Origin of the sequence: Henriciella aquimarina (assembly GCF_002088975.1) — a bacterium.
GTDB classification, from domain to species: Bacteria; Pseudomonadota; Alphaproteobacteria; order Caulobacterales; family Hyphomonadaceae; genus Henriciella; species Henriciella aquimarina.
Map to the genome: position 1 here is coordinate 38,113 of NZ_NCST01000019.1, position 25,750 is coordinate 63,862.

General features: G+C 62.1%; 24 protein-coding genes. 14 read left to right on the plus strand and 10 right to left on the minus strand.

Annotated features, from left to right (window positions below; all coding sequences use genetic code 11):
* Positions 1–7 precede the first annotated feature (7 nt).
* Together B8784_RS02125 and B8784_RS02130 are read right to left on the minus strand one after the other, a co-directional pair.
* Positions 8–418 carry a Kazal-type serine protease inhibitor family protein gene (locus tag B8784_RS02125; RefSeq protein ID WP_084395975.1) on the minus strand — a complete coding sequence of 137 codons (411 nt, stop codon included), beginning with the start codon at positions 416–418 and terminating at the stop codon, positions 8–10.
* A gap of 105 nt (positions 419–523) precedes the next feature.
* Complete coding sequence (locus B8784_RS02130) at positions 524–1,441, minus strand: SDR family NAD(P)-dependent oxidoreductase (RefSeq protein WP_084395976.1); 918 nt, start codon at positions 1,439–1,441, stop codon at positions 524–526.
* A 152-nt stretch (positions 1,442–1,593) separates the two neighbouring features.
* On the opposite strand from B8784_RS02130, the gene B8784_RS02135 reads away from it, so the two are divergent.
* The gene (locus B8784_RS02135) at positions 1,594–1,962 is read left to right on the plus strand and encodes a VOC family protein (protein WP_084395977.1); all 369 of its coding nucleotides are present in this window, start codon (positions 1,594–1,596) and stop codon (positions 1,960–1,962) included.
* Positions 1,963–2,035: 73 nt separating this feature from the next.
* Here B8784_RS02135 and B8784_RS02140 read toward each other — a convergent pair whose 3' ends face one another.
* Entirely contained in the window at positions 2,036–2,302 is a 267-nt protein-coding gene (locus B8784_RS02140) for a hypothetical protein (protein ID WP_084395978.1), read from the minus strand.
* 145 nt (positions 2,303–2,447) lie between these two features.
* Between B8784_RS02140 and B8784_RS02145 the strand changes: the two genes are divergently transcribed.
* From B8784_RS02145 to B8784_RS02160, 4 genes are all read left to right on the plus strand, one after another.
* The gene (locus B8784_RS02145; RefSeq protein ID WP_084396184.1) at positions 2,448–3,731 is read left to right on the plus strand and encodes a NupC/NupG family nucleoside CNT transporter; all 1,284 of its coding nucleotides are present in this window, start codon (positions 2,448–2,450) and stop codon (positions 3,729–3,731) included.
* An 80-nt stretch (positions 3,732–3,811) separates the two neighbouring features.
* Positions 3,812–5,860, plus strand: a complete 2,049-nt coding sequence (locus tag B8784_RS02150; RefSeq protein WP_084395979.1) for a TonB-dependent receptor — start codon at positions 3,812–3,814, stop codon at positions 5,858–5,860.
* A 105-nt stretch (positions 5,861–5,965) separates the two neighbouring features.
* A complete protein-coding gene (locus B8784_RS02155) occupies positions 5,966–6,574 on the plus strand; it encodes a glutathione S-transferase family protein (RefSeq protein ID WP_084395980.1) in 609 nt (202 codons plus the stop codon).
* A gap of 22 nt (positions 6,575–6,596) precedes the next feature.
* Positions 6,597–7,109, plus strand: a complete 513-nt coding sequence (locus B8784_RS02160; RefSeq protein WP_233355927.1) for a nuclear transport factor 2 family protein — start codon at positions 6,597–6,599, stop codon at positions 7,107–7,109.
* On the opposite strand, the gene trmFO is transcribed toward B8784_RS02160, so the two are convergent.
* Positions 7,110–8,522, minus strand: coding sequence for a methylenetetrahydrofolate--tRNA-(uracil(54)-C(5))-methyltransferase (FADH(2)-oxidizing) TrmFO (gene trmFO, locus B8784_RS02165; protein ID WP_084395982.1), 1,413 nt, complete (start codon positions 8,520–8,522; stop codon positions 7,110–7,112). It abuts the gene before it with no gap.
* A 118-nt stretch (positions 8,523–8,640) separates the two neighbouring features.
* Between trmFO and B8784_RS02170 the strand changes: the two genes are divergently transcribed.
* From B8784_RS02170 to B8784_RS02190, 5 genes are all read left to right on the plus strand, one after another.
* Positions 8,641–10,110 carry a pyridoxal phosphate-dependent decarboxylase family protein gene (locus tag B8784_RS02170; protein WP_084395983.1) on the plus strand — a complete coding sequence of 490 codons (1,470 nt, stop codon included), beginning with the start codon at positions 8,641–8,643 and terminating at the stop codon, positions 10,108–10,110.
* 191 nt (positions 10,111–10,301) lie between these two features.
* A complete protein-coding gene (locus B8784_RS02175; protein WP_084395984.1) occupies positions 10,302–11,036 on the plus strand; it encodes a CheR family methyltransferase in 735 nt (244 codons plus the stop codon).
* A 72-nt stretch (positions 11,037–11,108) separates the two neighbouring features.
* Positions 11,109–12,458 (plus strand): TldD/PmbA family protein, encoded by a 1,350-nt coding sequence (locus tag B8784_RS02180; protein ID WP_084395985.1) that lies wholly within the window; start codon positions 11,109–11,111, stop codon positions 12,456–12,458.
* Complete coding sequence (locus tag B8784_RS02185; protein ID WP_233355928.1) at positions 12,445–13,563, plus strand: inositol monophosphatase family protein; 1,119 nt, start codon at positions 12,445–12,447, stop codon at positions 13,561–13,563. Before B8784_RS02180 ends, B8784_RS02185 begins: the two co-directional genes overlap by 14 nt.
* Positions 13,487–15,325: an ABC transporter ATP-binding protein gene (locus B8784_RS02190; protein WP_233355929.1), complete on the plus strand. Its 1,839-nt coding sequence runs from the start codon at positions 13,487–13,489 to the stop codon at positions 15,323–15,325. Before B8784_RS02185 ends, B8784_RS02190 begins: the two co-directional genes overlap by 77 nt.
* Here the strand turns inward: B8784_RS02190 and B8784_RS02195 are convergent.
* Genes B8784_RS02195 through B8784_RS02210 form a run of 4 tightly spaced genes read right to left on the minus strand, consistent with a single transcriptional unit; the run spans position 15,322 to position 19,416 of the window.
* On the minus strand, positions 15,322–15,990 hold the full coding sequence (locus B8784_RS02195; RefSeq protein ID WP_084395988.1) for a DsbA family oxidoreductase: 669 nt from the start codon (positions 15,988–15,990) through the stop codon (positions 15,322–15,324). The genes B8784_RS02190 and B8784_RS02195 overlap by 4 nt on opposite strands.
* A gap of 46 nt (positions 15,991–16,036) precedes the next feature.
* Positions 16,037–16,990, minus strand: coding sequence for a fatty acid desaturase family protein (locus B8784_RS02200; RefSeq protein ID WP_084395989.1), 954 nt, complete (start codon positions 16,988–16,990; stop codon positions 16,037–16,039).
* 53 nt (positions 16,991–17,043) lie between these two features.
* On the minus strand, positions 17,044–18,024 hold the full coding sequence (locus B8784_RS02205; protein WP_084395990.1) for a 4-hydroxybenzoate octaprenyltransferase: 981 nt from the start codon (positions 18,022–18,024) through the stop codon (positions 17,044–17,046).
* Between the two features lie 27 nt (positions 18,025–18,051).
* Positions 18,052–19,416, minus strand: coding sequence for an NAD-dependent succinate-semialdehyde dehydrogenase (locus B8784_RS02210; protein ID WP_084395991.1), 1,365 nt, complete (start codon positions 19,414–19,416; stop codon positions 18,052–18,054).
* Between the two features lie 56 nt (positions 19,417–19,472).
* Between B8784_RS02210 and B8784_RS02215 the strand changes: the two genes are divergently transcribed.
* The 3 genes from B8784_RS02215 to B8784_RS02225 all read left to right on the plus strand — a co-directional run bounded on the left by B8784_RS02215 (position 19,473) and on the right by B8784_RS02225 (position 23,379).
* Positions 19,473–20,234, plus strand: a complete 762-nt coding sequence (locus tag B8784_RS02215; RefSeq protein ID WP_169712599.1) for a 16S rRNA (uracil(1498)-N(3))-methyltransferase — start codon at positions 19,473–19,475, stop codon at positions 20,232–20,234.
* A gap of 15 nt (positions 20,235–20,249) precedes the next feature.
* Positions 20,250–21,629, plus strand: a complete 1,380-nt coding sequence (locus tag B8784_RS02220) for a glutamate--cysteine ligase (protein ID WP_084395993.1) — start codon at positions 20,250–20,252, stop codon at positions 21,627–21,629.
* Between the two features lie 130 nt (positions 21,630–21,759).
* Positions 21,760–23,379, plus strand: coding sequence for a peptide MFS transporter (locus B8784_RS02225; RefSeq protein ID WP_084395994.1), 1,620 nt, complete (start codon positions 21,760–21,762; stop codon positions 23,377–23,379).
* 19 nt (positions 23,380–23,398) lie between these two features.
* Here B8784_RS02225 and B8784_RS02230 read toward each other — a convergent pair whose 3' ends face one another.
* Complete coding sequence (locus B8784_RS02230; protein WP_158085547.1) at positions 23,399–23,734, minus strand: rhodanese-like domain-containing protein; 336 nt, start codon at positions 23,732–23,734, stop codon at positions 23,399–23,401.
* Between the two features lie 208 nt (positions 23,735–23,942).
* On the opposite strand from B8784_RS02230, the gene B8784_RS02235 reads away from it, so the two are divergent.
* Positions 23,943–24,350, plus strand: a complete 408-nt coding sequence (locus B8784_RS02235; protein WP_143435254.1) for an energy transducer TonB — start codon at positions 23,943–23,945, stop codon at positions 24,348–24,350.
* Here B8784_RS02235 and tldD read toward each other — a convergent pair.
* The gene (gene tldD, locus B8784_RS02240; RefSeq protein ID WP_084395997.1) at positions 24,347–25,750 is read right to left on the minus strand and encodes a metalloprotease TldD; all 1,404 of its coding nucleotides are present in this window, start codon (positions 25,748–25,750) and stop codon (positions 24,347–24,349) included. The two genes, B8784_RS02235 and tldD, sit on opposite strands and share 4 nt — an antisense overlap.

Below are 25,750 nucleotides of genomic sequence, written 5' to 3' on the forward strand. Positions count from 1 at the left end.
TGGACGTCTACTCGACGTCCTGGCCGCCACATTCTCCGGTCGCTGCGACGCTGACGCCAGCTGCGGCAGCCTCGCACTCATTGCCATAGGTCTGGCCGTCACAGCCGCAGACCGGGGCATATTCCTGCGTGCAGATTTCCGGAACGGGCTCACAGGTGCCGGTGCCATCAGCCATTTCGAGGCACTGACCCTCGGGCTGCTTGCAATAGAGACCGGCCGGGCAGGTAATGCCGGCAATGCCGCCGCAGGTTGCGCCTTCGGCGTCGGGCGCCGGAGCGGGTTTTTCGGTTGGGGCCGGCGTTTCAGTCGCCGTGCTGTCTTCAGCCGGCGCTTCGGACGCCGATTCCGGCCCGGTTTCATCGCCGGGCTGGCAAGCCGCCAGCATGCCAAGGACCAAGGACAAGATAAGAAGACGCATGACAGACCCCCGCCTGTTTGATTCCTGCACATTACGCCCATGAACGGCCGGTCTTTTCAAGGTCTTCCAGAAAGAACCGGCCGTTTTCGGGGTGCCGGCCGGCTATCAGGCCGGCTTGCCTTCGGCGAGGCGGGCAAAGATGTTCTGGCCGTGCTCGCCGCCCATGTTGAAATGGGTCTGCACGGACTTGTCGGTGATCTTGTCCCAGGCGGCTTCGACAGCTTCCGCCGTCAGCTCGTCGCCCTGGCCAACATAGGCGCCATTGGTTTCGACGATTTCAGCCATGGAGAAGGCACCGGCCCCCGCCGACAGGACCATGCCGGTCGGGGCATCCTGCTTGACGAGGTTCATCACGCCCGGCGTGACATATTCCGGCTTGAGCTGTTCCAGCACTTCCGGTGACATCAGGCCTTCGGTCATGCGGGTCGCGGCGACCGGGCAGACGGCGTTGATCTTGATGTTGTTCTTGGCGCCCTCGATCTTCAGCGTGTTCATCAGGCCGACGAGGCCGAGCTTGGCGGCGCCATAGTTTGCCTGGCCGAAATTGCCGTAGAGACCGGTGGAAGAGGTCGTCACGACGATGCGGCCGTAATTCTGCTCCTTCATGATGTCCCAGACCTGCTTGATCGGCTTGAACGAGCCCATCAGGTGGACGTCGACGACAAGCTCGATGTCTTCCATCGTCATCTTGCCGAAGGACTTGTCGCGCAGGATGCCGGCATTGGCGATCAGGATGTCGATACGGCCCCACTTGTTCATGGCGTCGTCGATCATCTTCTTCACGCCGGCATCGTCGGTGACCGACGACCCGTTGGCGATGGCTTCGCCGCCGAGCGCTTCGATTTCCTTGACGACATTGTTGGCCGCTTCCGAGCTGCCGCCCGATCCGTCCATGGACGCGCCGAGGTCGTTGACGACGACCTTTGCGCCACGGCGGGCGAGTTCAAGCGCGTGGCAACGGCCGAGCCCGCCGCCGGCACCGGTGACAATGGCGACCTGACCATCAAAACGGATATCGGACATGGATGTATTCTCCTCGCAAAAAACAATGGATTCAGCTGGTGAGCCTTGCAGCATCCGCTCACGTGAACGTCAAGCATTAGCGCAAGGTCAGCGCTTGCCGGACGTCACAGGCCGTGCTGCATGGCAGGTGAGGCAAAAGGAGGAAACCGATCATGCTGGCTTATCTGACCCTGGGAACAAATGACACACAAAAGGCGCTCGCCTTCTATGATGAAGTGATGGGCGAACTCGGCGCGAAACGCGTCTTCGACAATGACCGTCTGTATTTCTACTCCGCCGGGCCGAACCAGCCCATGCTGGCGATTGGTGGGACATATGACGGGGAACCTGCCACGGCAGGCAATGGCGTCATGCCGGCCCTGGCATGCCCGGACACCGAGACCGTGGACCGCGTTTACAAGAAGGCGCTGTCGCTTGGCGCAAAGGATGAAGGCGAGCCGGGCAATCGTATGCCGACCTTCTATGGCGCCTATTTCCGTGACCCGGATGGCAACAAGATCTGTGTCTGCAAGCTGGGTTAGGACGGATCGTCACAGGACATAAAAAGCCGCCGGAAAGCTCCGGCGGCTTTTCTTTTTCAAACGGCTTGGACGATCAGGCCGCTTCAACCTTCTGCAGATCACCTTGGCGCAGAAGACGGATCATGCCGTCGTCGATATAGCGCAGCAGCGGGCGTCCGTCGGTTTCCTTCTGGCGGTTGGCCCATTCAGCATGTTGCTGGCGAAGGTCGCGCAGCTTTGCCATGCGAACGTCCAGTGCTTCAGAGGAATTCTGGACCGCGTCGACCTGGTCGGTCGTGACCGGGCGCAGCTCCATGACAACCGTCTGTTCTCTTAGCGGGACAAAGGACTTCTGTTTCATGTTGTCGCTCCTTTCAGACATGGTTCACTCAACCAACGGATAGCACCCCACTGCGTTCCATGGCGCAGTGGCCCATGAAGTTCGGGGTAGAGCCATGCAGGATCGCAGGCTAAGGCTGATACATCCGTGATATGAGGAGATGGGCATGGAATGGGGCTGGGACAATGCGCGCGCACTGATCGGCATCGCGCTGATTTTCGGCATTGGCTGGATCCTGTCCGAGCGCAAGCAGAGTTTCCCTTGGCGGATCGTTCTGGGCGCTGTGGCCATCCAGTTCGGGTTTGCGCTTCTGCTGTTTGGCATCCCGCCGGTGCGCAACATGCTGTTCAAGGCGAACGTCATCGTCGATGGCCTGCAGGAAGCCACCCGGAACGGCACCAGCTTCGTCTTCGGCTATGTCGGGGACAATCAGGCCGCCAGCGAGATTATGACGGGCGAGGCCCCGCCGCTCTTCTTCTTCCAGATCCTGCCGGTCGTGATTGTTGTCGCCGCGCTTTCGGCCATTCTCTGGCACTGGCACATCCTGCGCTGGGTGACCAAGGGGTTCGCTTTCGTCTTCCGCAAGGCCATGGGGCTGGGCGGGGCGACGTCGCTGGCCGTCTCGGCCAATGTCTTCATGGGCATGACCGAGGCGCCGGTTCTGATCAAGCCGTACATCCGGGGCATGACGCGCTCTGAAATCTTCATCCTGATGACGGCAGGCTTTGCCACCATCGCGGGCTCGGTGCTGGTGATCTACACGACCTTCCTCGAGGGCGTGATGGCCAACCCGCTGGCCCAGCTTCTGACGGCCTCGATCATCGCCGCGCCGGCCGCCGTGGCCATGGCGTTGACCATGATCCCGGAAACGGTGGACGAGAGAGAACGCGCGCACGAGCCTGATTTCGAATACAATTCCACCATGGATGCCTTCGCGACGGGGGCCGCCGACGGGCTCCAGATCGTGCTCAATATCGCGACCATGCTGATCGCGGCGCTGGCGCTGCTCTGGCTCGCCAATGCCGGGCTCGGGGCCTTTCCGGATGTCGCGGGCGAGCCGCTCTCCATCCAGCGCATCCTCGGCTGGATCTTCGCGCCGCTGATGTACATGATCGGCGTGCCCTGGCAGGAGGCGTCGCTGTCGGGCTCGCTCATGGGTATCAAGACGGTTCTCACCGAATTCGTCGCCTTCATCGAGCTTGGCGACGTCCCGCCCGAAGCGATGGATCCGCGCACGCGCATTATCACCGCTCACGCCATCTGCGGCTTTGCGAATTTCGGCTCCATCGGCATCCTGATCGGCGGGCTGAACATCATTTCCCCCGAGAGGCGAGAAACCTTTCTGGAACTCGCCTGGAAAACGCTGATCGCCGGGACGCTCGCGACCTGCCTGTCCGGCGCGGTCGTGGGGGCTTTACCGGTCCAGCTCTTCCTGGGCGCTACAGGCTGACGCAGAGAGGGGACTCGTCAGGCCACGGCGAAACCCCTAGAAAACCGGGGATTCCTCTCCTCTGTTTTCTGGATATTGCCATGCCGCTCCGCACTCTGCTTGCGACAACAGCCAGCCTTGCCAGTCTTGTCGCTGGCGCCGCCACCGCGCAAAGCCCCGATGGGGTAGAACGTCTGTTGCCCGTCACGGTCTATGGCGACCGGACCAATGAACAGCCAGGCAGTGTCGCGACGCTGGGCGCGGACACGATCGACGAGATCGATGCCGACCATCCGGCGCAGATCCTGAATGAGCTGCCGGGCGTGAACATCCAGATGAATTCCGGTCAGGAGCACCTGATCGCGCTGCGCTCGCCGGTCCTCACAGGCGGGGCCGGGCAGGGGAGCTTCCTGATTCTCGAGAACGGCGTGCCGACCCGGTCCCCGGCGTTTGGCAATGTGAACTCGCTCTTCGAGATCCATCACGAAGTGGCCGACGCGATCGAGGTCGTCCGCGGACCGGGCTCGGCCAAATACGGCTCGAACGCGGTACATGGCCTGATCAATGTCATCCTCGGGGAGCCGACACCGGACGACTATCTTGATACGCGAATTTCCGGTTCGACACTCAACCGCTACAAGGCCGACCTCACCGGCAATCTCGATGATACGGCGCGGCTCTCTCTCTCGCTGCAGGATGATGCCGGCTGGCGCGACAATACCGGAGTGGAGCAACAGAAAATCTCCGGCCAGTACGCCTTCGAAGCCGCCGGCTGGGAGGGGCTTGCCTGGATCACCTTCTCGAACCTCAACCAGGAGACGGCTGGCTTCATCGAGGGCTATAACGCCTATCGTGATGACGACACCGCCAAGAGCAATCCGAACCCGGAAGCCTATCGTGATGCACAATGGGCCATGGGCGCGGTTCGCCTCTCACGCGAATTGGGGCCCGGCGAACTCACCCTGACACCCTATTATCGCTGGCAGGAGATGGCGTTCGCGCAGCACTTCCTACCGAATGGCGGGGTGGAAGAAAACGGCCATGACGCGGTCGGCTTCCAGTCGAAATACGAAGTCGAAGCCTCTGATCGCCTGACCTGGCGCATCGGCGCCGATGTCGATCTCGCCTCTGGCTGGCTCAAGGAAACTCAGCTTGAGCCTTTTGGCTTCTTCCCGGGGGATGACCGTTTCCCCGTCGGCGTCCATTACGACTATGACGTCGACACCACCATGCTCGGTCTCTGGACCGAAGCGGAATGGGCGGTGTCCGAGACGGTGATGGTCCTGGCCGGCCTGCGCGGCGAGACACACGATTATGACTATGAGACCGATGTGCCGGCTGGCGTGAATGGACGCTTCAAGGTGCCGGACGATCGCGAAGACAGCTTCGACCTGCTGACGCCAAAGCTCGGCGCGATCTGGACGCCGCAGGGAAGCTCGGTCAGCTATTATGTGAACTATGCCCGCGGTGAACGCGCCCCGCAGGCGTCCGATCTCTATCGGCTACAATCCCAGCAAGGCATTGCCGAGGCAGACGTCGAGACGATGGACAGCATTGAGGCGGGGGCTCGCGGATCGGGGCTTGATGGCCGGCTCGTTTTCGATGTGGCCGCCTATTATGCCGAGAAGGAGAATTTCTTCTTCCGCGATTCCGACGGCCTGAACGTCACGGACGGCTCGACAAAGCATCAGGGCATCGAGGCGAATGCCGCATGGGATCTGCTCGGCGACGGGCTCTTCACGCTGTCCGGTACGGCGAGCTATGCCGAGCACACCTATACGTTCGACCGGGTCGTCGCGTCCGGGTCCGAGGTCATCCGCTCAGGCAATGAAGTCGACACCGCGCCGAACTGGCTTGGTGATCTCCGTCTGACATGGCGCCCGACGGAAGCCTTCGAGGCGAGCCTGTCGGCGGAATATATCGGCGAATACTACACCGATCCCGGCAATACGCAGACCTATCCGGGGCATACCTCCACGCAGGCCCGCGCCTCCTATGCGTTCAGCGAAGACCTCGAAGCTTTCGTGATCGTGCGCAACCTGTTCGATCTCAACTATGCCGACCGCGCCGACCTTGCCTTCGGGGCCAACCGCTATTTCCCGGGCGAACCGCTGAACGCGACCTTCGGGATCAGAAAACGGTTCAACTGATTGGGGCTCATATTGGCCGTCTGGTTCGTCGGAACGGGCGACGCAACGTCAGGCTTCGCCTGATGCGGCGTCTGCGTTAGACACGCTGGCAAACAGGAGGTCCCCATGAAGCTCTATCACAGCCCGCAGGCGCCCAACCCGGAGCGCGTGACCAATTTCCTCAAGGCGAAAGGCAAGCTCGAAGCCGTCGAGATCGAGGAACTCTCGATCATGAAGCAGGAGCACAAGACACCCGACTATCGCGCGGTCTCGCCGTTTCAGCAGGTCCCCGCCTTGGTGCTCGATGACGGAACGACGATCACAGAGAGCCGTGCCATCTGCACCTATTTCGAAGGCATCTTCCCGGAGCCCAACCTGATGGGGGCCGACCCGAAGGAGAAGGCGCTGATCGAGATGTGGGACCGGCGTGTGGAGCTTATGCTCTTCCTTCAATTCGCGACCTGGTTCCGCAACACCCATCCGGCCATGGCGCCGCTGGAAGTGCCGCAACTGCCTGAGGTGGGCGAGAAAGCCGAGAAGAGTGCCCGGGCCATGGCGAAGAAGATCGACACGCATCTCGCAGACAATGATTTTCTCGCTGCCGGGCGCTTCTCCATCGCCGACATCACGCTCTACTGTTTCACCGGCTTTGCTGGCGTCATGAAGTGGAAGCCGCATGAGGAGTTCGCCAATATCGGCCAATGGCTCGCCCGGACGAAAGAGAAGCTCGGATAAACCTCAAATGCAGGATGAAAAGATGAAGGCGCTTCTAGACAGGGAGGCGATCCGCGACTGCCTTTACCGCTATTGCCGGGGCATCGACCGGGCCGATGAGGAGATGCTCCGCTCGGCCTACTGGCCGGACGGGACCGACAATCATGGTCCGTATCAGGGTAGCGCGGCGGGCTTCGTCGACTGGGCGATGAAGACGCTTCCCTATATCGAGCGTGGCATTCACCAGATCCACAATGTGTTGATCGAGTTTCGCGCCGGCGGGGCGGTTGTGGAGAGCTATTTCTCCGCCTTCCAGCGCCAGATGGGGCCAGAGCGAAAACTCCAGAAGCTCGACATGAAAGGCCGTTATCTTGACTGGTTCACGGAGCGCGACGGCGAATGGCGGATACAGGACAGGCTTGTCGTCTTTGACTGGGTGGAAGAGATGGACGTGCCGCCGGGCACGGAGGAAGAGCGCTTCGGCCCGATGAAACCGATTGGCGGTCGCGCGCCTGATGACCCGATCTATACCTTGCTAAAGAACAAGCCGGCCTAGCTACTCCGCCGCGACAGTCTCTGCCTGCCCGGCGAGCCAGGCATCGATATCGACGAGTGCCCGCGCGGCCTGAACACCCTTCTTGGCGCGGCCCTTGGCCTTGCCGCGAATGCGTTTGCCTTCCTCGTCCTTGGTCGGAACCGTGCCGGGTTCAGGGTCGGGGAAGAGGCCGAAATTGATGTTCATCGGCTGGAAGCTCTGCTTGCCTTCCAGATGCCCGCCCGTGATGTGGCCGATCAGGGCCCCGAGCGCGGTGGTCGCCGGCGGCGCGGTGAGCGTCTGGCCGAGGCGTTCGGCGGCGGCGAACCGGCCTGCCAAGAGCCCCATCGCCGCGCTTTCGATATAGCCTTCAACGCCCGTCACCTGTCCGGCAAAGCGCAGGCGCGGCATGGATTTCATGCGCAGCTGATTATCGAGCAGCTTGGGCGAATTGAGGAAGGTGTTCCTGTGAATCCCGCCAAGCCGGGCGAACTGCGCGTTCTCCAGCCCCGGGATCATCCGGAAGATGTCAGCCTGCGCACCATATTTCAGCTTGGTCTGGAAGCCGACCATGTTCCACAGCGTGCCAAGCGCATTGTCCTGGCGCAGCTGTACAATGGCATGAGCCTTCACATCGGGATTGTGCGGATTGGTCAGGCCAACCGGCTTCATCGGCCCGAAGCGCAGCGTCTCGCGCCCGCGTTCGGCCATGACTTCGATGGGCAGGCAGCCCTCGAAATAAGGCGTGTCCTTTTCCCAGTCCTTGAACTCGGTCTTCTCGCCGGCAATCAGCGCATCGATGAAGGCGTTGTACTGGTCTTCATCCAGGGCGCAGTTGATATAGGCGGCTTTCTCGCCATGCGGACCAGGCTTGTCATAGCGGCTCTGACGCCAGGCCTTTTCCATGTTGATGGAGTCGAAATAGACGATCGGCGCAATGGCATCGAAAAAGGCGAGATCCTCTTCGCCCGTGTGCGCACGGATGGCGTCGGCGAGCTTCATCGAGGTGAGTGGGCCAGTGGCGATGATAACGCTGTCCCACTCTTCGGGCGGAATGCCATCGATCTCTTCGCGCACGATGGTCACGTTCGGATGGGCTTCCAGCGTCGCCGTCACATCTTCCGAAAAGCCTTCGCGATCCACCGCGAGTGCGCTGCCGGCCGGTACCTGGTGCTTGCCGCCCTTGGTGATGATCAGCCCGTTCGCGCGGCGCATTTCCTCATGCAGGACGCCGACGGCGTTGGAGGTGTGATCGTCGGACCGGAAGGAGTTCGAGCAGACGAGCTCGGCCAGCTTGTCGGTCTGGTGGGCTTCGGTGCCGCGCACGCCACGCATCTCGTGAAGGATGACGGGCACGCCCATTTCAGCCGCCTGCCAGGCGGCTTCGGAGCCTGCCATGCCGCCGCCAATGATGTGGATCGGTTTGATGCTCATGAGCCGCGATGTGCGCGCCTCCTGCCTGCCGGTCAAGAGTGGGGCTCAGGCCGTCGGCTGCATCTTGACGCAAAGGCGGCGGTTTTCCTTTCGATGAAAGCGAGGCAAGAGGGGCGTCATGACAGAGAAGACCGCGCCAGAGACCCGCTCGCCCACGACGCTCGACCCGCAGGATTGGTCGGCCTTCCGCACGCGTGCCCATGCGATGCTGGAGCGGGCGCTGGACAAGATGGAAGACGCTACGGACGGCCGGGTCTGGACGCCCGTGCCGGAAGCATTGCACCGGACACTTGAAACCGGCCTTTCGCAGGAGGGCACGGGGCCAGAAGCGATGGATGCCCTGATAGCCTCCCTCTTGCCGCACGGGGTGGGCAATACGCATCCGCGCTTCTTCGGCTGGGTGCATGGGGCCGGCACGCCGAGCGGCCTGATGCCGGCTATCGCCGAAGCCGCGATGAATGCCAATTGCGGCGGGCGCAACCATGCCGGGATCCATGTGGAACGCCAACTCACCCGGTGGCTTTGCAACCTGTTCGGCTTTCCCGATACGGCGAGCGGCTTGGCGGTGTCCGGCACATCCATGGCCACCATCATCGCCCTGAAGACCGCCCGCGACAGGGCGACGGCGTTTGCGAGCCGCGCGGACGGTATGGCCGGGCACAGTTTCACTGCTTACACATCCGCCGAAGCGCATGCCTGCATCGCGCGGGCCTTTGATATTCTGGGGCTTGGCTCTGAGGCTCTGCGCAAGATCCCGGTCGACGACCATTTCCGCATGCAGCTGCCGGCTCTCAGGGCCGCAGTTGCCGAAGACCGGGCATCAGGCAAGACGCCGCTCGCCATCATCGGCACGGCTGGAACGGTGAATACCGGGGCCATCGATCCGCTTGTCGATCTCGCCGATATCGCGGCGGAGGAGGGGCTCTGGTTCCATGTTGATGGGGCCTTCGGCGCCTGCGGGATCATGAGCGAGCGGCTTGCCCCGCGCCTGGCCGGGATAGACCGCGCCGATTCCATTGCCTTCGACTTCCATAAATGGCTGCACGTGACCTATGACGCCGGCTTCGTTCTGGTTCGCGACGGGGAGGCTCACCGCAAGAGCTTCTCCAACCGGCCCGATTATCTGAGCGGTGTCGAGCGCGGCCTGGCGGCGGCCAATCCCTGGCCGGTTGAGTATGGCCCGGAACTCTCGCGCGGTTTCCGGGCCCTGAAGATCTGGGCGCAGTTGCTTGAATTCGGGCCCGCGCGGCTGGGCGCGGCTATTACCGCGAATTGTGAGCAGGTGGACTATCTGGCCAGCCTCGTGGACCGTGAATCCGACCTGGAACGCCTGGCGCCGACCGAAACCAGCATCTGCTGTTTCCGCTACAAGGCAGAGGGTATGAGCGAGGAAGACCTCGATGCGCTCAATCAGGAGATCGTCATCCGTTTGCAGGAGAGCGGTGCGGCCGCGCCTTCGACGACGCGTATCCGGGGGGCGCTCGCCATTCGGGTGAACATCACCAACCACCGCACACGGTTCGCAGACCTGGATTACCTGATCGAGGAGACGCTGAACGTGGGCAAAGCAATCGCCTCTGGAAAATAGTCTTCCCGGACAAGGCCCTGTCACGAAACCCGTCTGAATCATCAATTTGAACGATTGCCGGATCACATCGGCCAGCTAAATTGGGCCTTGGGACGCAATCAGAGGCTGGCTTGCAAGGCTTGTCAAAGACCGTGGCGGGGGCTCGTTTTGAGCGGCTGTCCCGTTTGGCTGAAAGGCTGACGGGGCAACACTTGGACTCGCGCAAAACCTTCCTTGCGGAAGTTCGCCTGAAGCCGGCCATGGCAATGCTGGGCTCGGAGACGGTCGATGATTTGCTGGAGCGGCTCGAGCAAGGTGTTTCGTCCAATCTGGTCAGTTATGTCGCCGATGCTCTGACCAATGGCGAGACCTGGTTTTTCCGTGAGCGCCAGGCCCTCCAGACCGTTATCGATCACGCTCTGAAGACAGAGGCTGGTCATACACCGCGTATCTGGTGCACGGGGGCGGCCAGTGGGCAGGAATCCTATTCGCTGGCCATCCTGTCCGAAGAGATGAGGGGGGAAGCTGGCGGGATAGAGATTCTGGCCACGGATATCGGGCACCGTGCGACCCGCCGGGCGGAAGCCGGCATCTATACGCATTTCGAGATCCAGAAAGGCCTGTCGGCGGCGCGCATGCTGGCGCATTTCGAGCGTGTTGGGGACCGAAACTGGCAAGCCTGTGAGCGATTGCGAGATCGGCTTGCCGTGCGCCAGCACAACCTGCTCGACGGGCCTGTTCGGAAAGAGGCCTTCGATATCGTTCTGGCCCGACACGTTCTCAGCGACATGTCGGATCGCTGCCGCGTAACCGCGCTTCAGTCGCTTGTCCGGGGACTACGCCCGGGCGGCTGGCTTCTCACCGGCGCCGGGGAGGCGATACCGGGCGGGCATGGCCTGATAAGAGATGGCGGGCTTGGACCGGGTTTCTATCGCAAGCAGGCCTAGTCCGCGTGCCGCTTTGTCAAAGCACACCTTTTCCCGTTGCCCCGCGGCAGGCCAGGGGCTACCTGCAAGGGCATGAACAGTAAATTCACGACGCCGCCCGCCGATATTCTCGAAAAACTGATCGACCGCTGCCTGAAGGAAGGCGCGACCGCTGCCGACTGCAGCCTCGGGGCCTCCGAAGGGGTCAGCGTCGATGTGCGCGACGGCAAGCTCGAAGATGTCGAGCGCTCCGAATCGCAGGCCATTCAGCTGCGGGTCCTGTTCGGGCAGCGCCAGGCCCATGTCTCCGGATCGGACCTTTCCGATGAGGCGGTTTCGGCGCTGGCCGAGCGCTGTGTTGCCATGGCGAAGGCTGTGCCGGAAGACAAATATGCCGGCCTTGCTTCACCGGAACTGCTCGCCAAGGATCCCCCGGTGCTCGACCTTGAAGGCGATGGCGAGATTCCGCTGGAGAAGCTGGAAGCCGATGCGATTGCCGCGGAAGCCGCTGCGCTTGGCGTCGAGGGCGTGAAGACGGTGGCCGGTTGCGGCAATGGCTGGAGCCGGACCGAGCGCTGGGTCGCCGCCAGCAACGGCTTTGCCTCTTATCTTTCCGGTGGCTCCACGGGGCTGGGGCTCGCGGCTGTGGCCGAACGCGACGGCGCGATGGAGCGTGATTATGACAGCTGGAGCGTGCGCAAGATGGCCGATCGGCCATCGCCGGAAGAGATCGGCCGCACCGCCGGTGAGCGGGCCGTCGCACGGCTGGGGCCGCGCAAGGTGAAGACGCAGAAGGCCGCTGTCCTTTATGACAAGCGGGTGGCCTCAAGCCTGATCGGGACGTTCCTCTCGGCCATTTCTGGCCCATCAGTGGCCCGTGGCGTGAGCTTCCTGAAGGACCGGCTCGGCGAAAAGGTGTTCGCTGACGGCATCAACATCATCGATGATCCTTTCCTCGCAAAGGCGCTCGGCTGCCGCAATCACGATGGCGAGGGCCTGCCTGTCGAGCGCAAGCATCTCATCGAGGATGGCGTGCTGATCGACTGGCTGCTCAACCTCTCCTCCGCCAAGCAGCTCGGCCGTCAGCCGAACGGGTTTGCCAGCGGTGGTTTTGGTAATCCGCCTGGCGTCGGCACCTCGAACACGCATGTCGAGGCTGGCGAAAAGGCGCCGGAAACGCTCATGAAGGAGGCAGGCAAGGGCCTGCTTGTCACCGATATGTTCGGCCCGTCGATCAATCCCAATACGGGCGACTATTCGGTTGGCGTTGCCGGTTTCTGGTTCGAGGATGGCGCCGTGCAATATCCGGTCTCGGAGGTGACGATTGCCGGGGACCTGCCATCCATGTTCGCCCGGCTCATCCCAGCCTCCGATCTCGAATTCCGGGGCCGGCTGAATGCGCCGAGCCTGCTCATCGAGGACATGTCGATTGCCGGAAACTGAGCCGCGCTTTTCCGAGGACCTGGATCTTCTGCGGGAGGTCGCGGTAGAGGCAGGCTCGCTTGCGCTGGCTTATTTCGAACAGGGCTCGACGCCCTCATGGGAGAAGTATCCCGGCCACCCGGTCACCGAGGCGGACCTTGCTGTTAACAGGCTGGTGCGCGACCGCCTGATGACCGCGCAGCCGTCCTATGGCTGGCTGTCAGAAGAAACCGCCCTGTCACGCCAGACCCAGTTTCATGACACGGTCTGGTGTGTCGATCCGATCGACGGGACGCGCGCTTTCATGGGCAACCAGCCTTACTGGTGCGTCGGGCTCGCGCTCATCCAGTATGGCCAGCCGGTGGCCGGCGTGGTGCACGCTCCTGCCCTGGGGGAGACCTATGTCGCCGAGCGGGGAAAAGGCGCCTGGCTGAATGGCGAGCGCATTCACGCGAGTGCCTGCGACAAGGAAGAGGGCTGTCGGATGATCGCGTCGGAATCGATGCTGAGCCATCCGGCCTGGAAGGTGCCATGGCCGGATATGGAGCTCGCCCGGCCCAAGCCGAATGCCACGCTTCTGCGGATGTGCTGGGTCGCGAGCGGTGCATGGGACGCCACGCTCGCGCTCTGGCGCAAATCCGACTGGGACCTTGCCGCCGGGACCATTATCGTCAACGAGGCCGGCGGTGCGGCCTCGACGCATCTTGGTGAACCCTTTATTTTCAATCGCAGCGAACCTGCACAGAGAAGCCTCATTGCCGCTGGAAAGGCTCTGCAACCTCTGTTAGTGGAGCGCGTCAACGGGGTCCGGTTGCCCGATCCGAACTGGACGGTTCGGCCCTATGACAAGACAGAGACTACGGAGCAAAAGCCCATGGCGGACATGCCGGAAGCAAAACAACTTCTTCATCTCGTCATCGGGGGTGAGCTGAAAGATGTTCGCGGTGTCGAATTCGAGGACCTCTCGAAGATCGACTTCGTCGGCGCCTTCCCGAACTACAAGGCGGCTTATGACGCCTGGAAGTCGGCTGCTCAACAGACCGTCGACAATGCCGAGATGCGCTACTTCATCCTGCATGCGCACCGGCTGCTCGACCCGGAAACGGGGTCCCACCATCACGTCTAGCGAACACGACGCGCCGAAAGGCGCGCGCAGCCTCTGGCGGCTGATCCGGGAGCGGTACCTGCCGCACTGGAAGTGGTTTGCTCTTGGAACCGCCTGCGCGGCCATCACGTCGGTGGCCGCCGCCTCGTATGGCTATCTGCTGAAGCTCGTGGTTGAGGGGCTGGAAACCCTTGCCGACCCGTCGGCCACGACCGTGCCGCCATATCTCTGGTGGCTGATCGGCATCATTGGTGCGGCGGCCGCCATCCGTTCGCTCTCGCTCTATGGCATGACGCTCGCCAACAATACCGGTGTGCAGCGTGCCATTGTCGACATCCAGGCTGATCAGTTCGACGCGCTGACCGAGGGCGATTTCGCGCGTCTGTCGGGGGACCGCTCGGGTGGGTTCGTCTCGCGCTTCATCAATGATGTGAACGCGCTCCGCGAAGCGGGGCTGAGGCTTGCCAACAACCTCACCAAGGGCGTGCTGACCGTCATCGGTGTCTTCTTCACCATGCTCATCATGGACTGGAAGCTGACGCTGGTGCTGCTGGTTATCTATCCGATCGCGTTTGGCCCGGTGATCGGGCTCGGCAACCGTGTGCGCAAGCGGTCCAAAAAAGCCCAGAAACAGGTTGGCGAAGTGGCGTCACTTCTCTCGGAAAGCTTTCAGTCGGCGCGTGTGGTCAAGGCTTATGGGCTCGAAGACTATCAGAAGGCGCGCGCCAAGAAGGGGTTTGTCGAACGCTCGCGCCTTTTCCTGAAGGTGCTGACAGACAAGGCCGCGGTCGACCCGATCCTGGAAATTACCGGCGGGATCGCACTTGTCGGGATCCTGGCGCTGACGGCCTGGCGGATCAGCCAGGGCGACACCTCGCTCGGCAATTTCGTCGGCGTGATCGGGGCCGTCGCGGTCGCCGCGCCTGAGCTGCGCGCGCTCGGCACGCTGAACGCGGTTGCCCAGGAAGGCGGCGCGGCCGCGGACCGCGTCTTCGAGATCATCGATGCCAAGCCCGTTGTGACCGACCGGCCGGATGCGACCGTGCTCAACGATGTCGAGGGCCGGGTGGCCTTCGAGGACGTGCATTTCATCTATCCCGATGGCTCGCCGGCACTGAAGGGCATGAGCTTTACCGCCCAGCCGGGGGAGACCGTGGCGCTCGTCGGCCCCTCGGGGGCTGGAAAATCCACCATCTTCAACCTGCTGCTGCGGCTTTATGATCCCGTCTCCGGAACGGTGGCAGTCGACGGCAGCGATATTCGCACCGTGACCGGGGCGAGCCTCCGTCAGGCCACTGCGCTCGTCGCGCAGGAGGCGCTGCTGTTCGACGACACCATTGCCGCCAATATCGCGCTTGGGCGTATGGGCGCGACGCGCGAGGAAATCCGGCAGGCGGCTGAAGCTGCCAATGCGCATGACTTCATCCAGGCACTCCCCGGCGGCTATGACGCCCCGGCTGGCGAGATGGGGCGCAATCTCTCCGGCGGTCAGCGCCAGCGTATCGCGCTCGCCCGCGCCATCTTGCGTGAGGCGCCGATCCTCTTGCTGGACGAGGCCACGTCCGCGCTCGATGCCGAAAGCGAGGCCAAGGTGCAGGCGGCGCTGTCGGCTTTTTCAGCTGATCGCACCACGCTCATCATCGCCCACCGCCTCTCCACGGTGCGCGCTGCCGACCGCATCATCGTCATGGAAGACGGCCAGGCCGTCGAAGAGGGCAGCCATGACGCGCTCATGGAAAAGGGTGGTGCCTACCGAAAACTGGTCGACCTGCAGCTGAGTTAGCCGTAGCTGCGTTCCTGTGGCATCTGCTGCGCGGAGGCCTTGATGAACTTGGCGAGCTTTTCGGACGATTCCGCGCCCTGAACGGCGATCTTGCGCATGGCGATATAGGTCGGCACGCCGCTGATCCCCATCTGGCGGAAGGTTTCTTCCTCGCGCTTGGTCTCCTCGATGTCGGCGTCGGAGGCGAGCAGCTTTTCGACGATGTCACGCTCGAGACCGATCTCCTCGCCAATATCGGCCAGAACTTCGTGATCGCCGATGTCGCGGGCATGTTCGAAATAGGCAGAGAAGAGGGCTTCCTTGGCGTCGGCGCCTTTGCCCTGGCCCTGGGCCCAGCGCACGAGCCGGTGGGCGTCGAAACTGTTCGGACGGTGGCGCATCTCGTTGAAATGATAAGGGATGCCTTCTTCTTCGCCGAACTGTTCAAGTGCCTCGCGCATGGCCGCCCAGCGGCCTTCCTCGGTTTCGGGGCCGAACTTCTTGGCCATATAGTCGCGGTAATTCACCCCGCCTTCCGGAATGGTCGGGTCGAGTTCGAAGGGGCGGAAAAGAAGCTCCACCTCGACTTCGGGCACCAGCGCAATCGCATTCTGGATGCGCCTCAGCCCCAGCCAGCACCACGGGCAGACAAGGTCGGACACCATTTCGAGGGTAAGCTTGGTCATGAGGGCTGGCTCCTTGCTGGTGCGCCAGCCTGGACAGCTGGCAATCTCAGGCCGCGGCCTTTTCGGGCTTGGAGGAGGCCTCCTTGAGGACGCCCCAATAACCGCGTTTCACTTCCATCTGGGCCGTAATGCCCTTCTGCGCAAGCCGCTTGTGAGCCTCCGGCAGCCGGTAGCAAGGCAGGTGCATGAACATGTGATGTTCGCAGTGATAGTTCACCCAGTAAGGCGCGATCAGGGCCCGTTCCCACCAGCTTGCCAGCGTCGTGCGGGCATGGCGCATGGGATCGTTATGGTCCGGCACGACCGCATGTTCGGCGATATTGCGCAGTCGGGTCACCATCTGGTTCCAGGTGGCCAGTGGCAGCAGCCAGAGTACGAAATAGGCCCACCAGTGGCCGGTCAGCGTCAGTCCGGCCAGCAGGAGGAGGTTGGTTGCAACGAAAGGAATGACGGCTTCGCGCGCACTCTGGGCACGGTTCACATTGCCCTTGGTCTTGCGGATGCCGAGGCCCAGCGCATTGGCGAACTGGTTCCGGCGCTGCTTGAGGAAGGTCTGGCCGGTCAGGTCGCGGATGATCTTCCGTCTGAGCGATGTCCGCGTCACCGGGAAGGGCGCCGAGAGGGCGAGGTCCGGGTCTTCGGGCTGCTGGGCATATTTGTGATGGGTCAGATGATAGCCGCGATAATTGCGCAAATGCGCGCCGACCGGCGCGGCACAGAGCCACTGGCCGAGAAAATCGTTTATCTTGCGGTTTTCGTGTAGCCCGCCATGCGCGGCTTCATGCATCAGGATGGCGAGGCCGAGCTGGCGCGCGCCGATCACCGGGATTGCAAGAATGGCCAGCCAAGGCTGCCAGATCGCCGCGGCCATGGCGAGCGCGATGACGGCCCAGGCATGGATGACCGTTCCCGTCCCGAGCAGGCTGGAGCGGCGGCTGACATGCTCCCACTCCTCACGGGTGAAGAGGTCGAGCGGACGTATGCGCTTTGCGGCAGGCATAGTGTCATATTACCGGATTGGCGTAACGTTAGCCAAGAGGCTTCGGCAGGCCCTCAGATGAGGGCCGCCAGTGTAAAGCCGACCAGCAGGATGAGCGCTGCCCAGGCATTCGAGCGGAAGACCATCAGCGCTGTATTGCGGTCCCGGTTCAGGGTGTGGACCTGCCAGATCGTGTGAACAAGGAAAGCGATGACAGCGAGCGCCCCGATCCGGGTGGCGCCTGTCACAGCCGTGGCGGCGGCGAAAAAGGCGCCGGCGATGACATAGAAGGAGAAGGCCCCGACAATCACGCGGTCCCCCATCAGGCGCGCCGTCGATTTGACGCCGATAAGGGCATCATCCTCTTCATCCTGCATGGCGTAGATCGTGTCATAGGCGACCGTCCAGGCGGCAAAGCCAAAGAAGAGGAAGAGCGTCGCGAACGAGACGTGCAGGGCCGTGGCGGCGGCAACGAGCACCCCCCAGTTGATCGTGAAGCCGAGCCAGGCCTGCGGCCACCAGGTGATCCGCTTCATGAAGGGGTAGGCCGCGATCAGCGGAATGGCGAGCAGGGCCACGACCTTGGCATCGAGCGGCAGGCACAGCCAGGCTATGAAACCGATCAGCAGCAGGATCGCCAAAAAGATATAGGCATTGCGCACCGACACCTCGCCAGAGGGCAGCGGCCGTTTCGCCGTGCGCTCGACCTGGGCATCGTATTCCCGGTCGGTAATGTCATTCCATGTACAGGCCGCCCCGCGCATGACCACGGCACCAATTGCGAAAAGCACCTGCCACCAGATGTCGATCCAGTAGAAGCCTGTCGGGATCCGCGTATAGGCAAGCGCCACCAGGGTCGGGATCAGGACGAGCCATGTTCCGATTGGCCGGTCGAGCCGGGCCAATGCCGCATAGGGGCGCAGCTGGTCGGGCAGCGACACAAGCCAGTCCGGCAGGGCGCTGTCAGCGGGGGCACTGCGCTCTTCTTGCGGTTTCTCTTCGAACTCCGCATCGATCGGCTCGACGCTTTCAGAATCGTCATTCGGTCCAGTCATGCCCGACCGTATAGCGAATTTTACCCGTCAGGCGATAGAGACTGTCTTTCTGTTCACGAATGCGCGGATGCCGTCACCGGCCAGTTCGCGGCCATAACCGGACTGTTTGATCCCGCCAAAGGGCAGGCGCGGGTCGCTGGCAACCTTGCTATTGATGAAGGTCGAGCCGGCCTCGAGATCGCGGATGGCCTGCTCCATGTCGGCTTCGTCCTGTGTGAAGACCGCCGAGCCCAGCCCGAAGTCGCTGGCATTCGCCCGTTCGATGGCATGGGTCAGGGTGGGGACTTTCCAGAGCGCCGCGACCGGGCCGAACATCTCCTCATGGAAGGCCGGGGCTGCTTCGGGCGCATCCTCGAGGATTTGCGGGGCGGCCCACCAGCCCTTTTCGGGCAGGGCGGGCGTTTCAAGAAGCGGCTTCGCGCCGGCGGATATGGATTTCTCTACCTGCTGGCTGAGGTCGTCGCGGATCGATTTCATGGCCAGCGGGCCGAGTTTCGTCTCCTCCGACAGTGGGTCGCCGGGCGTTATGGCCTTCATGCCATCGATGAAGCGGGTGCGGAAATCCTCATAAATATCTTCGTGAACGAAGAAGCGTTTGGCAGCGATGCAGGACTGGCCGGTATTCTGGGTGCGTCCGTCAATGGCTGTGGCCACGGCGGCCTCCAGATCGGCCGAGGGCATCACGATAAAGGCGTCGGTGCCGCCCAGCTCCAGCACGCTCGGCTTGATGTGCTCGCTCGATTTCGAAGCAACCGCACTGCCGGCGGGGCCGGAGCCTGTGAGCGTCGTCGCCCGTACACGGCGGTCAGAAATGACACCCGCCACCTTGTCGGAGCCGATCAGCAGGGTCTGGAAGCAGCCTTCGGGAAAGCCGGCCTCGCGAAAAACCTCTTCAATATCAAGCGCGCAGCGCCAGACATTCGACGCGTGCTTCAAAAGGCCGACATTACCGGCCATCAGGGCCGGAGCGGCAAAACGGAAGACCTGCCAGAAAGGGAAGTTCCAGGGCATCACTGCCAGGACAGGGCCAAGCGGCAGGTTACGGACATAGGCGGCTTTGGCATCCGTCCTGATCGTCTCATCCTTGAGATAGGACTCGCCATGCTCGGCATAATGGCGGCAGACCCAGGCGCATTTTTTAGCTTCGCCCTCGGCCTGAGAAATCGGCTTGCCCATCTCCAGTGACATATGGCGGGCAAACATGTCGGCCTTGTTTTCGAGGACGTCGGCGGCAGCGTTGAGCAGGTCGGCCCGCTCATCGAAACTTGTGAGCCGCCAGGCGTTGAACCGCTCTTCTGCAGCGGCCAGCGCATGGTCGATATCCACGTCGCTATGAGGCTCGAAGGTTTCGATGATCTCTTCGTTTGCGGGATTGATCGACTGGACACTCATGGATTGATCTCTTTTTACAACTTAACGCTAACGACTCTGAAGCCTATATGGGGGCGATGAGTTCCGTACCGCGCATCTTTGTCGCCCATGACCTGCAGGCTGATGAGCCTGTTCCGCTTGAAGAGGGGCAGGGCAAGTATCTGACACGTGTCATGCGTCTTGAGAGTGGGGCCCTGGTGAGGGTTTTCAATGGACGCGATGGCGAATGGAAAGCGCATGTACGCCAGGAAAGCGGCAAGCGCGTTTCCGTTATCCCTGAGACCAAGACGCGCGAACAGGTCAAAACGCCAGACCTCACGCTTTTGTTTGCGCCGCTGAAAAAGACCCGCACCGATTTTGTCGTGGAAAAGGCCTGTGAACTGGGCGTGAGGCGTATCCTGCCGGTTATGACGGAGCGGACACAGTCAAACCGGGTGCGCACGGACCGCCTGCAGGCCACCGTCATTGAGGCGGCCGAGCAGACCGAGCGCATGGATATTCCCGTGGTCGAAGAGAGTGTTTCTCTCACAGAAGCGCTCTCCGCCTGGGATCCTTCCCGTCCGCTCTATTATTGCGATGAAGCCGGCGAGGCGCACCCCATGGCGACGGTGCTGGCCGAGACGGAATTTGGGCCGGCAGGCCTGCTGATCGGGCCGGAAGGCGGCTTCTCACCGACCGAGCGGCACATGCTGCGAAAGGCGCCTTTCATTGTCCCGGTAACACTGGGGCCGCGTATCCTGCGGGCTGAAACAGCAGTTGTCTCAGCCCTGACACTTTGGCAAGCGCTGGTTGGAGACTGGCGCGATCATCCCTATCTGCCAGAAACTTCTAATGGCTAGAGGGCAGCCAGACTTATGACCACACCAACCTCCGACATCGACGAATCCGCGCCGCGGATCGAATCGACGACTGAACTCGTCGAATGGGTGGAAGCCGGCTGCACGCCGAAAACCGACTGGCGGATCGGCACCGAACATGAAAAATTCGGCTTCATCCGTGAGGGGCTGAAGCCACTGCCCTATGATGGCGAGGTGTCGGTCAAGGCGATGCTGGAAGGTCTGCGTGATCGGTTTGGCTGGGAGTCCATCATCGAGGGCGGCTATCTGATCGGTCTCAAGAAGGATGGCGCCAGCGTCAGCCTGGAGCCGGGCGGCCAGTTCGAACTCTCGGGGGCTCCACTCGAGCATATTCACCAGACCTGTAACGAGGTTGGCGACCATCTGCGCGAAGTGCGCGAAATTGCCGATCCGCTGGGGATTGGTTTCCTCGGCATGGGCTCCTCGCCGCTCTGGTCGATGGACGAGACCCCGATGATGCCCAAGGGGCGCTACAAGATCATGCGGGACTATATGCTCAAGGTTGGCCGTCTCGGGCGTGAGATGATGTTCCGGACCTGCACGGTTCAGGCGAACTACGACTTTTCGTCCGAAGCCGACATGGTCAAGAAAATGCGTGTCTCGCTGGCCCTGCAGCCGCTCGGCACGGCGCTGTTTGCGAATTCGCCCTTCACCGAGGGGCGCACAAACGGCTTCCTCTCATACCGTTCGCACATCTGGACGGATACCGATCCGGATCGCTCCGGCATGCTGCCCTTCATGTTCGAAGAGGGCGCGGGTTTTGAGCGCTATGTCGACTATGCCCTTGATGTGCCGATGTATTTTGTCCGCCGCGGCGGGAAATATCTCGATGCGTCTGGCTTGAGTTTCCGGGATTTCATGAACGGCAAGCTCGAAATCCTGCCCGGCGAAAAGCCAGCACTGGATGATTTTGTCGACCACCTCTCGACCATTTTTCCGGAAGTGCGCCTGAAGCGCTTCCTTGAAATGCGTGGCTCCGATTCCGGGCCGTGGAGCCGGCTCTGCGCCTTCTCGGCTTTCTGGACTGGTATCCTTTATGATGATGCGGCACTCGATGCTGCCTGGGACCTCGTGAAGGACTGGACGGCGCCGGAACGTGAGGCGGTGCGGCTTTCCGTGCCTGTGCTTGGGCTGAAGACGCCTGTGCCGGGCGGACTCTCCTTGCGCGACGTGGCGAAGGAAGCGCTCATGATCAGCCGGGACGGCCTGAAGGCCCGGGCCAAGCTAAATACGGCCGGAGACAATGAGTCCGGCTTCCTGTCGGAGCTGGACGAGATCGTCCAGAGCGGCCTGACACCCGCCGACCGGCTGCTGGAACTCTACTACAATGAATGGGGCCAGCGGGTTGAACCAGCCTTCGAAACGCTAGCCTACTAGGCATCAGATTGCGCCCTGAAGCCCGGAAATGGCACATCATTGCTTGAGCAGAGTGCTGCTGCATGCTCAAAGTGTCGCCCAATAAGGGCAAACAGATGAGTCACCATCGCAGGAGATTCAGGGAGAGATCATGAGTGATGCGACTGTAGGCGGCGCAACAGCAGCAGACGAAGGCAAAACATTTCTGGGTCACCCCCGCGGGCTTTTTGTCCTGTTCTTCACCGAGATGTGGGAGCGCTTTTCCTATTACGGTATGCGCGCGCTCCTGGTGCTCTATCTCACCAAGCACTTCCTGTTCGAACGCGAAGCCGCCTATGGGCTTTATGGCGCTTACACGACGCTCGTCTTCATCGGTCCGGTGATCGGGGGCGTTCTTGCCGACCGCTATCTCGGCCAGCGCAAGGCCGTGCTTCTGGGGGCGATTCTGCTGGTCCTTGGCCACCTCGGCATGGCGATCGAGGGCGATCCAGTCCAGGCGGGCGAGACCGCGTCCGCCGGCATCATGAACATCTTCTATTTCAGTCTGGCGCTGATCATTGTTGGCGTCGGCTTCCTGAAAGCGAATATCTCCACCATTGTCGGGGAACTTTATCCCAAGACGGACCGGCGCCGCGATGCGGCTTTCACCATCTTCTATGTCGGTATCAATCTGGGCGCGTTCCTCGGCGCGCTGATTTCCGGCTACCTCGGTGAAACCTTTGGCTGGGCCTATGGTTTCGGGGCCGCCGGTCTCGGCATGCTGGCGGGCCTTATCGTCTTCATGTGGGGCAAGCCGGCGCTTCGCGGGGCCGGTGAGCCGCGCGACCCGGCCCTGTTGAAGGCAAAGCTCTTTGGGCCGCTGACCCGCGAGCACATGATCTGGATCGGGACGATCGTCGCGACGCTGGTTGTCTGGCAGCTCGTGCGCAGTCAGGGCACGGTCAATATTGTGCTCTTGTGCGCGATGATCGTGACCTATCTCTATATCGTCTACCGCGCCGTCGCGAACCTGAGCCCGCATCAGCGTAACCGCATCATTGTGGCGCTGATCCTGATCACGACGAACGTACTCTTCTGGGGGCTGTTCGAACAGGCCGGCTCCTCGCTCAACATCTTTACCGACGAGAACGTCAACCGGAACCTGCTCGGCTGGGAAGTGCCGGCCTCGATGTTCCAGTCGATCAATGCTTTCTACATCATGGCGCTCGGCCCGGTCTTCGCGGGTGTCTGGGTCTGGCTGGGCAAGAAGGGCTGGGAGCCGAGTGCACCGCTCAAATTCGCACTGGGCCTGATGCAGCTTGGTCTCGGTTTCCTCGTGCTGGTCTGGGGCTCGTCGCCCGGTGACCTGACGCCGGTCATCTTTATCTTCCTGATCTATCTCCTGCACACGACGGGGGAACTCTGCCTCTCGCCGGTTGGCCTGTCGGCCATGACGCGTCTGTCGGTGACGAGCATGGTCGGTCTGATGATGGGGGCTTGGTTCCTCGCATCGGGCGCGGGCAACGCCGTTGCAGCCCTGATCGCGCAGGCGACCGCTGCAGGCGGCGAGGGCGCAGAAGGCGCGAATATCGAGCAGGTCCTGTCGGTCTATACCAAGGTCGGCTGGTTCGCGATCGGCGTCGGCGTCTTCTTCGCCGTGATCTCGCCTTTCCTGACGAAGATGATGCATCTCGACACGCTGCGTGATGATGATGCCCCGCAGGACCAGCCGACGCTCGACACGTTTGGCTCGGTGACCGATCCGGGCGATCGCGACAAGACGATCGGATAAGCGGAAAAGAGAGTGCCGGTCAGTTGCTATAAGGCCTGACCGGCAGATCCGCATCGATCCAGCCATTCGGGCCGGTCACACCACCGTTGATGCTCGTCACATTCGTGAAGCCGGCGGCCATCAGCGTGTCGCGGGCTTCCGCCGAGCGGTTGTCGCTTCGGCAGATCAGCGCGATGCGCCGGCTCTTGTCGCCGCCTGTCAGCTCCCCAACCTTCTGCACGAATTGAGGATCTTCGGCGGATACTGTGTGCGCGGTCACGGGCACGCCGGTCTGACGCCACTCGTCCGGTGTGCGCACATCGATCAGCAGCCCGCCAGCCTTGCGGACCATGAGATCACCTTTCGTGACCGGCATTTCCGGAGGAAGACCCTGGGCAAGGGCGGTTCCTGTGAAGGATAGGACAACAAGGCATGTCGCTCCGGCGAGTAGAGATCGTACCTTCATGAATCCAGACTATCATATTTTTGGGCTGGCAGAGGGCAGCCTTTTCGCCTAAGCCGCAAAACAATCTTGAGTGATGCCGGATCACTTATGATTGCGATACTTTTTGCGAGGGAAAAGCGTGAAGCTGTATGTGACTGCTCTGTCATCGGTGCTGATTGTCACCGCGGCCTGGGGAGACCCGGCCGGTCTCAAAGATGTGCAACCAATCAACCCACCCGTGCCGTCCTATCCACCGATAGCAGCGCGAATGGGGATCGAGGGGAGGTGCAATAGCTTATTTTCTGTCGACAGATATGGATACACGTTCGGGATACAGGTTTCCTGTTCCCATCCCGTTTTCTGCGATGAGGTCAAACGCGCCATCAGCCAGGTCGAATTCGAGCCGCTGATCAAGGATGGTCGCCCAGAGACTCGCTCGGGGGTGACATATCCAATCGAATTCACGCTGTCTCAACCGGGTGATAATCCTGAGTGGCAGAGGCAATTCCCGCCGCTTGAGGCCTGCGATCAGGTCGCCGTTTCCTAGCCGGCTCCGCCCACAGTCAGCGAATCGACTTTCAGCGTCGGCTGGCCGACTCCGACCGGCACCGACTGGCCGGCCTTGCCGCAAGTGCCGATGCCGTCATCCATGGCGAAATCATTGCCGATCATCGACACCTTGTTGAGCGCCGTTGGTCCATGACCGATCAGCGTCGCATTCTTCACCGGCGCGACGACCTTGCCGTTCTCGACGAGATAGGCCTCGGTGCACTGGAAGACGAAATTGCCGGAGGTGATATCGACCTGGCCGCCGCCGAAATCGACCGCCCAGATGCCGCGCTTGATGGATTTCACGATCTCGTCCGGGTCGTCCTTGCCGCCGAGCATGACCGTATTCGTCATCCGCGGCATGACATTGGCGTCATAGGATTCGCGCCGGCCATTGCCGGTCGGGGCCATGCCCATGAGGCGGGCGTTCTGGCGGTCCTGCATATAGCCTTTCAGGATGCCATCCTCGATCAGCACATTGCGCTGGGTCGGCGTGCCTTCATCGTCGAAGGAGAGAGAGCCCCGGCGCGCGTCGATGGTGCCGTCATCGATGACGGTCACGCCTTTCGCGGCGACCTGCTCGCCGATGCGGCCAGCATAGACGCTGGTCTGTTTGCGGTTGAAGTCGCCCTCAAGGCCATGGCCGACAGCCTCGTGCAGCAGCACGGCCGGCCAGCCCGGCCCGAGCACGACCTCCATCTCGCCGGCGGGCGCCGGGATGGATTCGAGATTGATCTCGGCCTTGCGGATAGCGCGTTCGACAAGCCCTTTCCAGCGGGACGGCTCAATCCATTCATCATAGGCTGCGCGGCCACCCGCGCCGGCACTGGCCGATTCGCGACGGCCATCCTTCTCCAGCGTCACGGAGACGTTGAGCCTCACCAGCGGGCGGACATCGTGGAAGGCATCGCCGGCCGGGCGCAGCACATCGATCTCGTCATGGCTACCGGCCAGAGAGACCGAGACCTGCACGACGCGCGGATCTTTCGCGCGGACCCAGGCGTCAATTTCCGAAAGCAACTCCGTCTTCACGCCGAAACCGGGCGCTTCCGTCGGATCGATCGGCGCATAGAGGCGCCGGTTCACCGGCTGCGGGCTGACATCGAGCTTGCCATGATAGCCGTGCTTGGCCGCAGACGCGGTTTCGGCCGCGCGGCGGATAGCATCGATGGTGAGCTCTCCGGCATGGGCATGACCGCTCGCCTCACCGGCAATGACACGCAGGCCGAAGCCCTGGCTGGTGTCGAAGGCGGCCGATTTCAGCCGGCCATCGTCGAACAGGAACTGTTCCGAACGGGAGCGCTGGACATAGATGTCGCCGTCATCGGCACCATCACAGGCCTCCGCCAGGATGGAGGAAGCTTCGCTGCGGTCAAAGGGGAGGTCGGTTTCAAACAT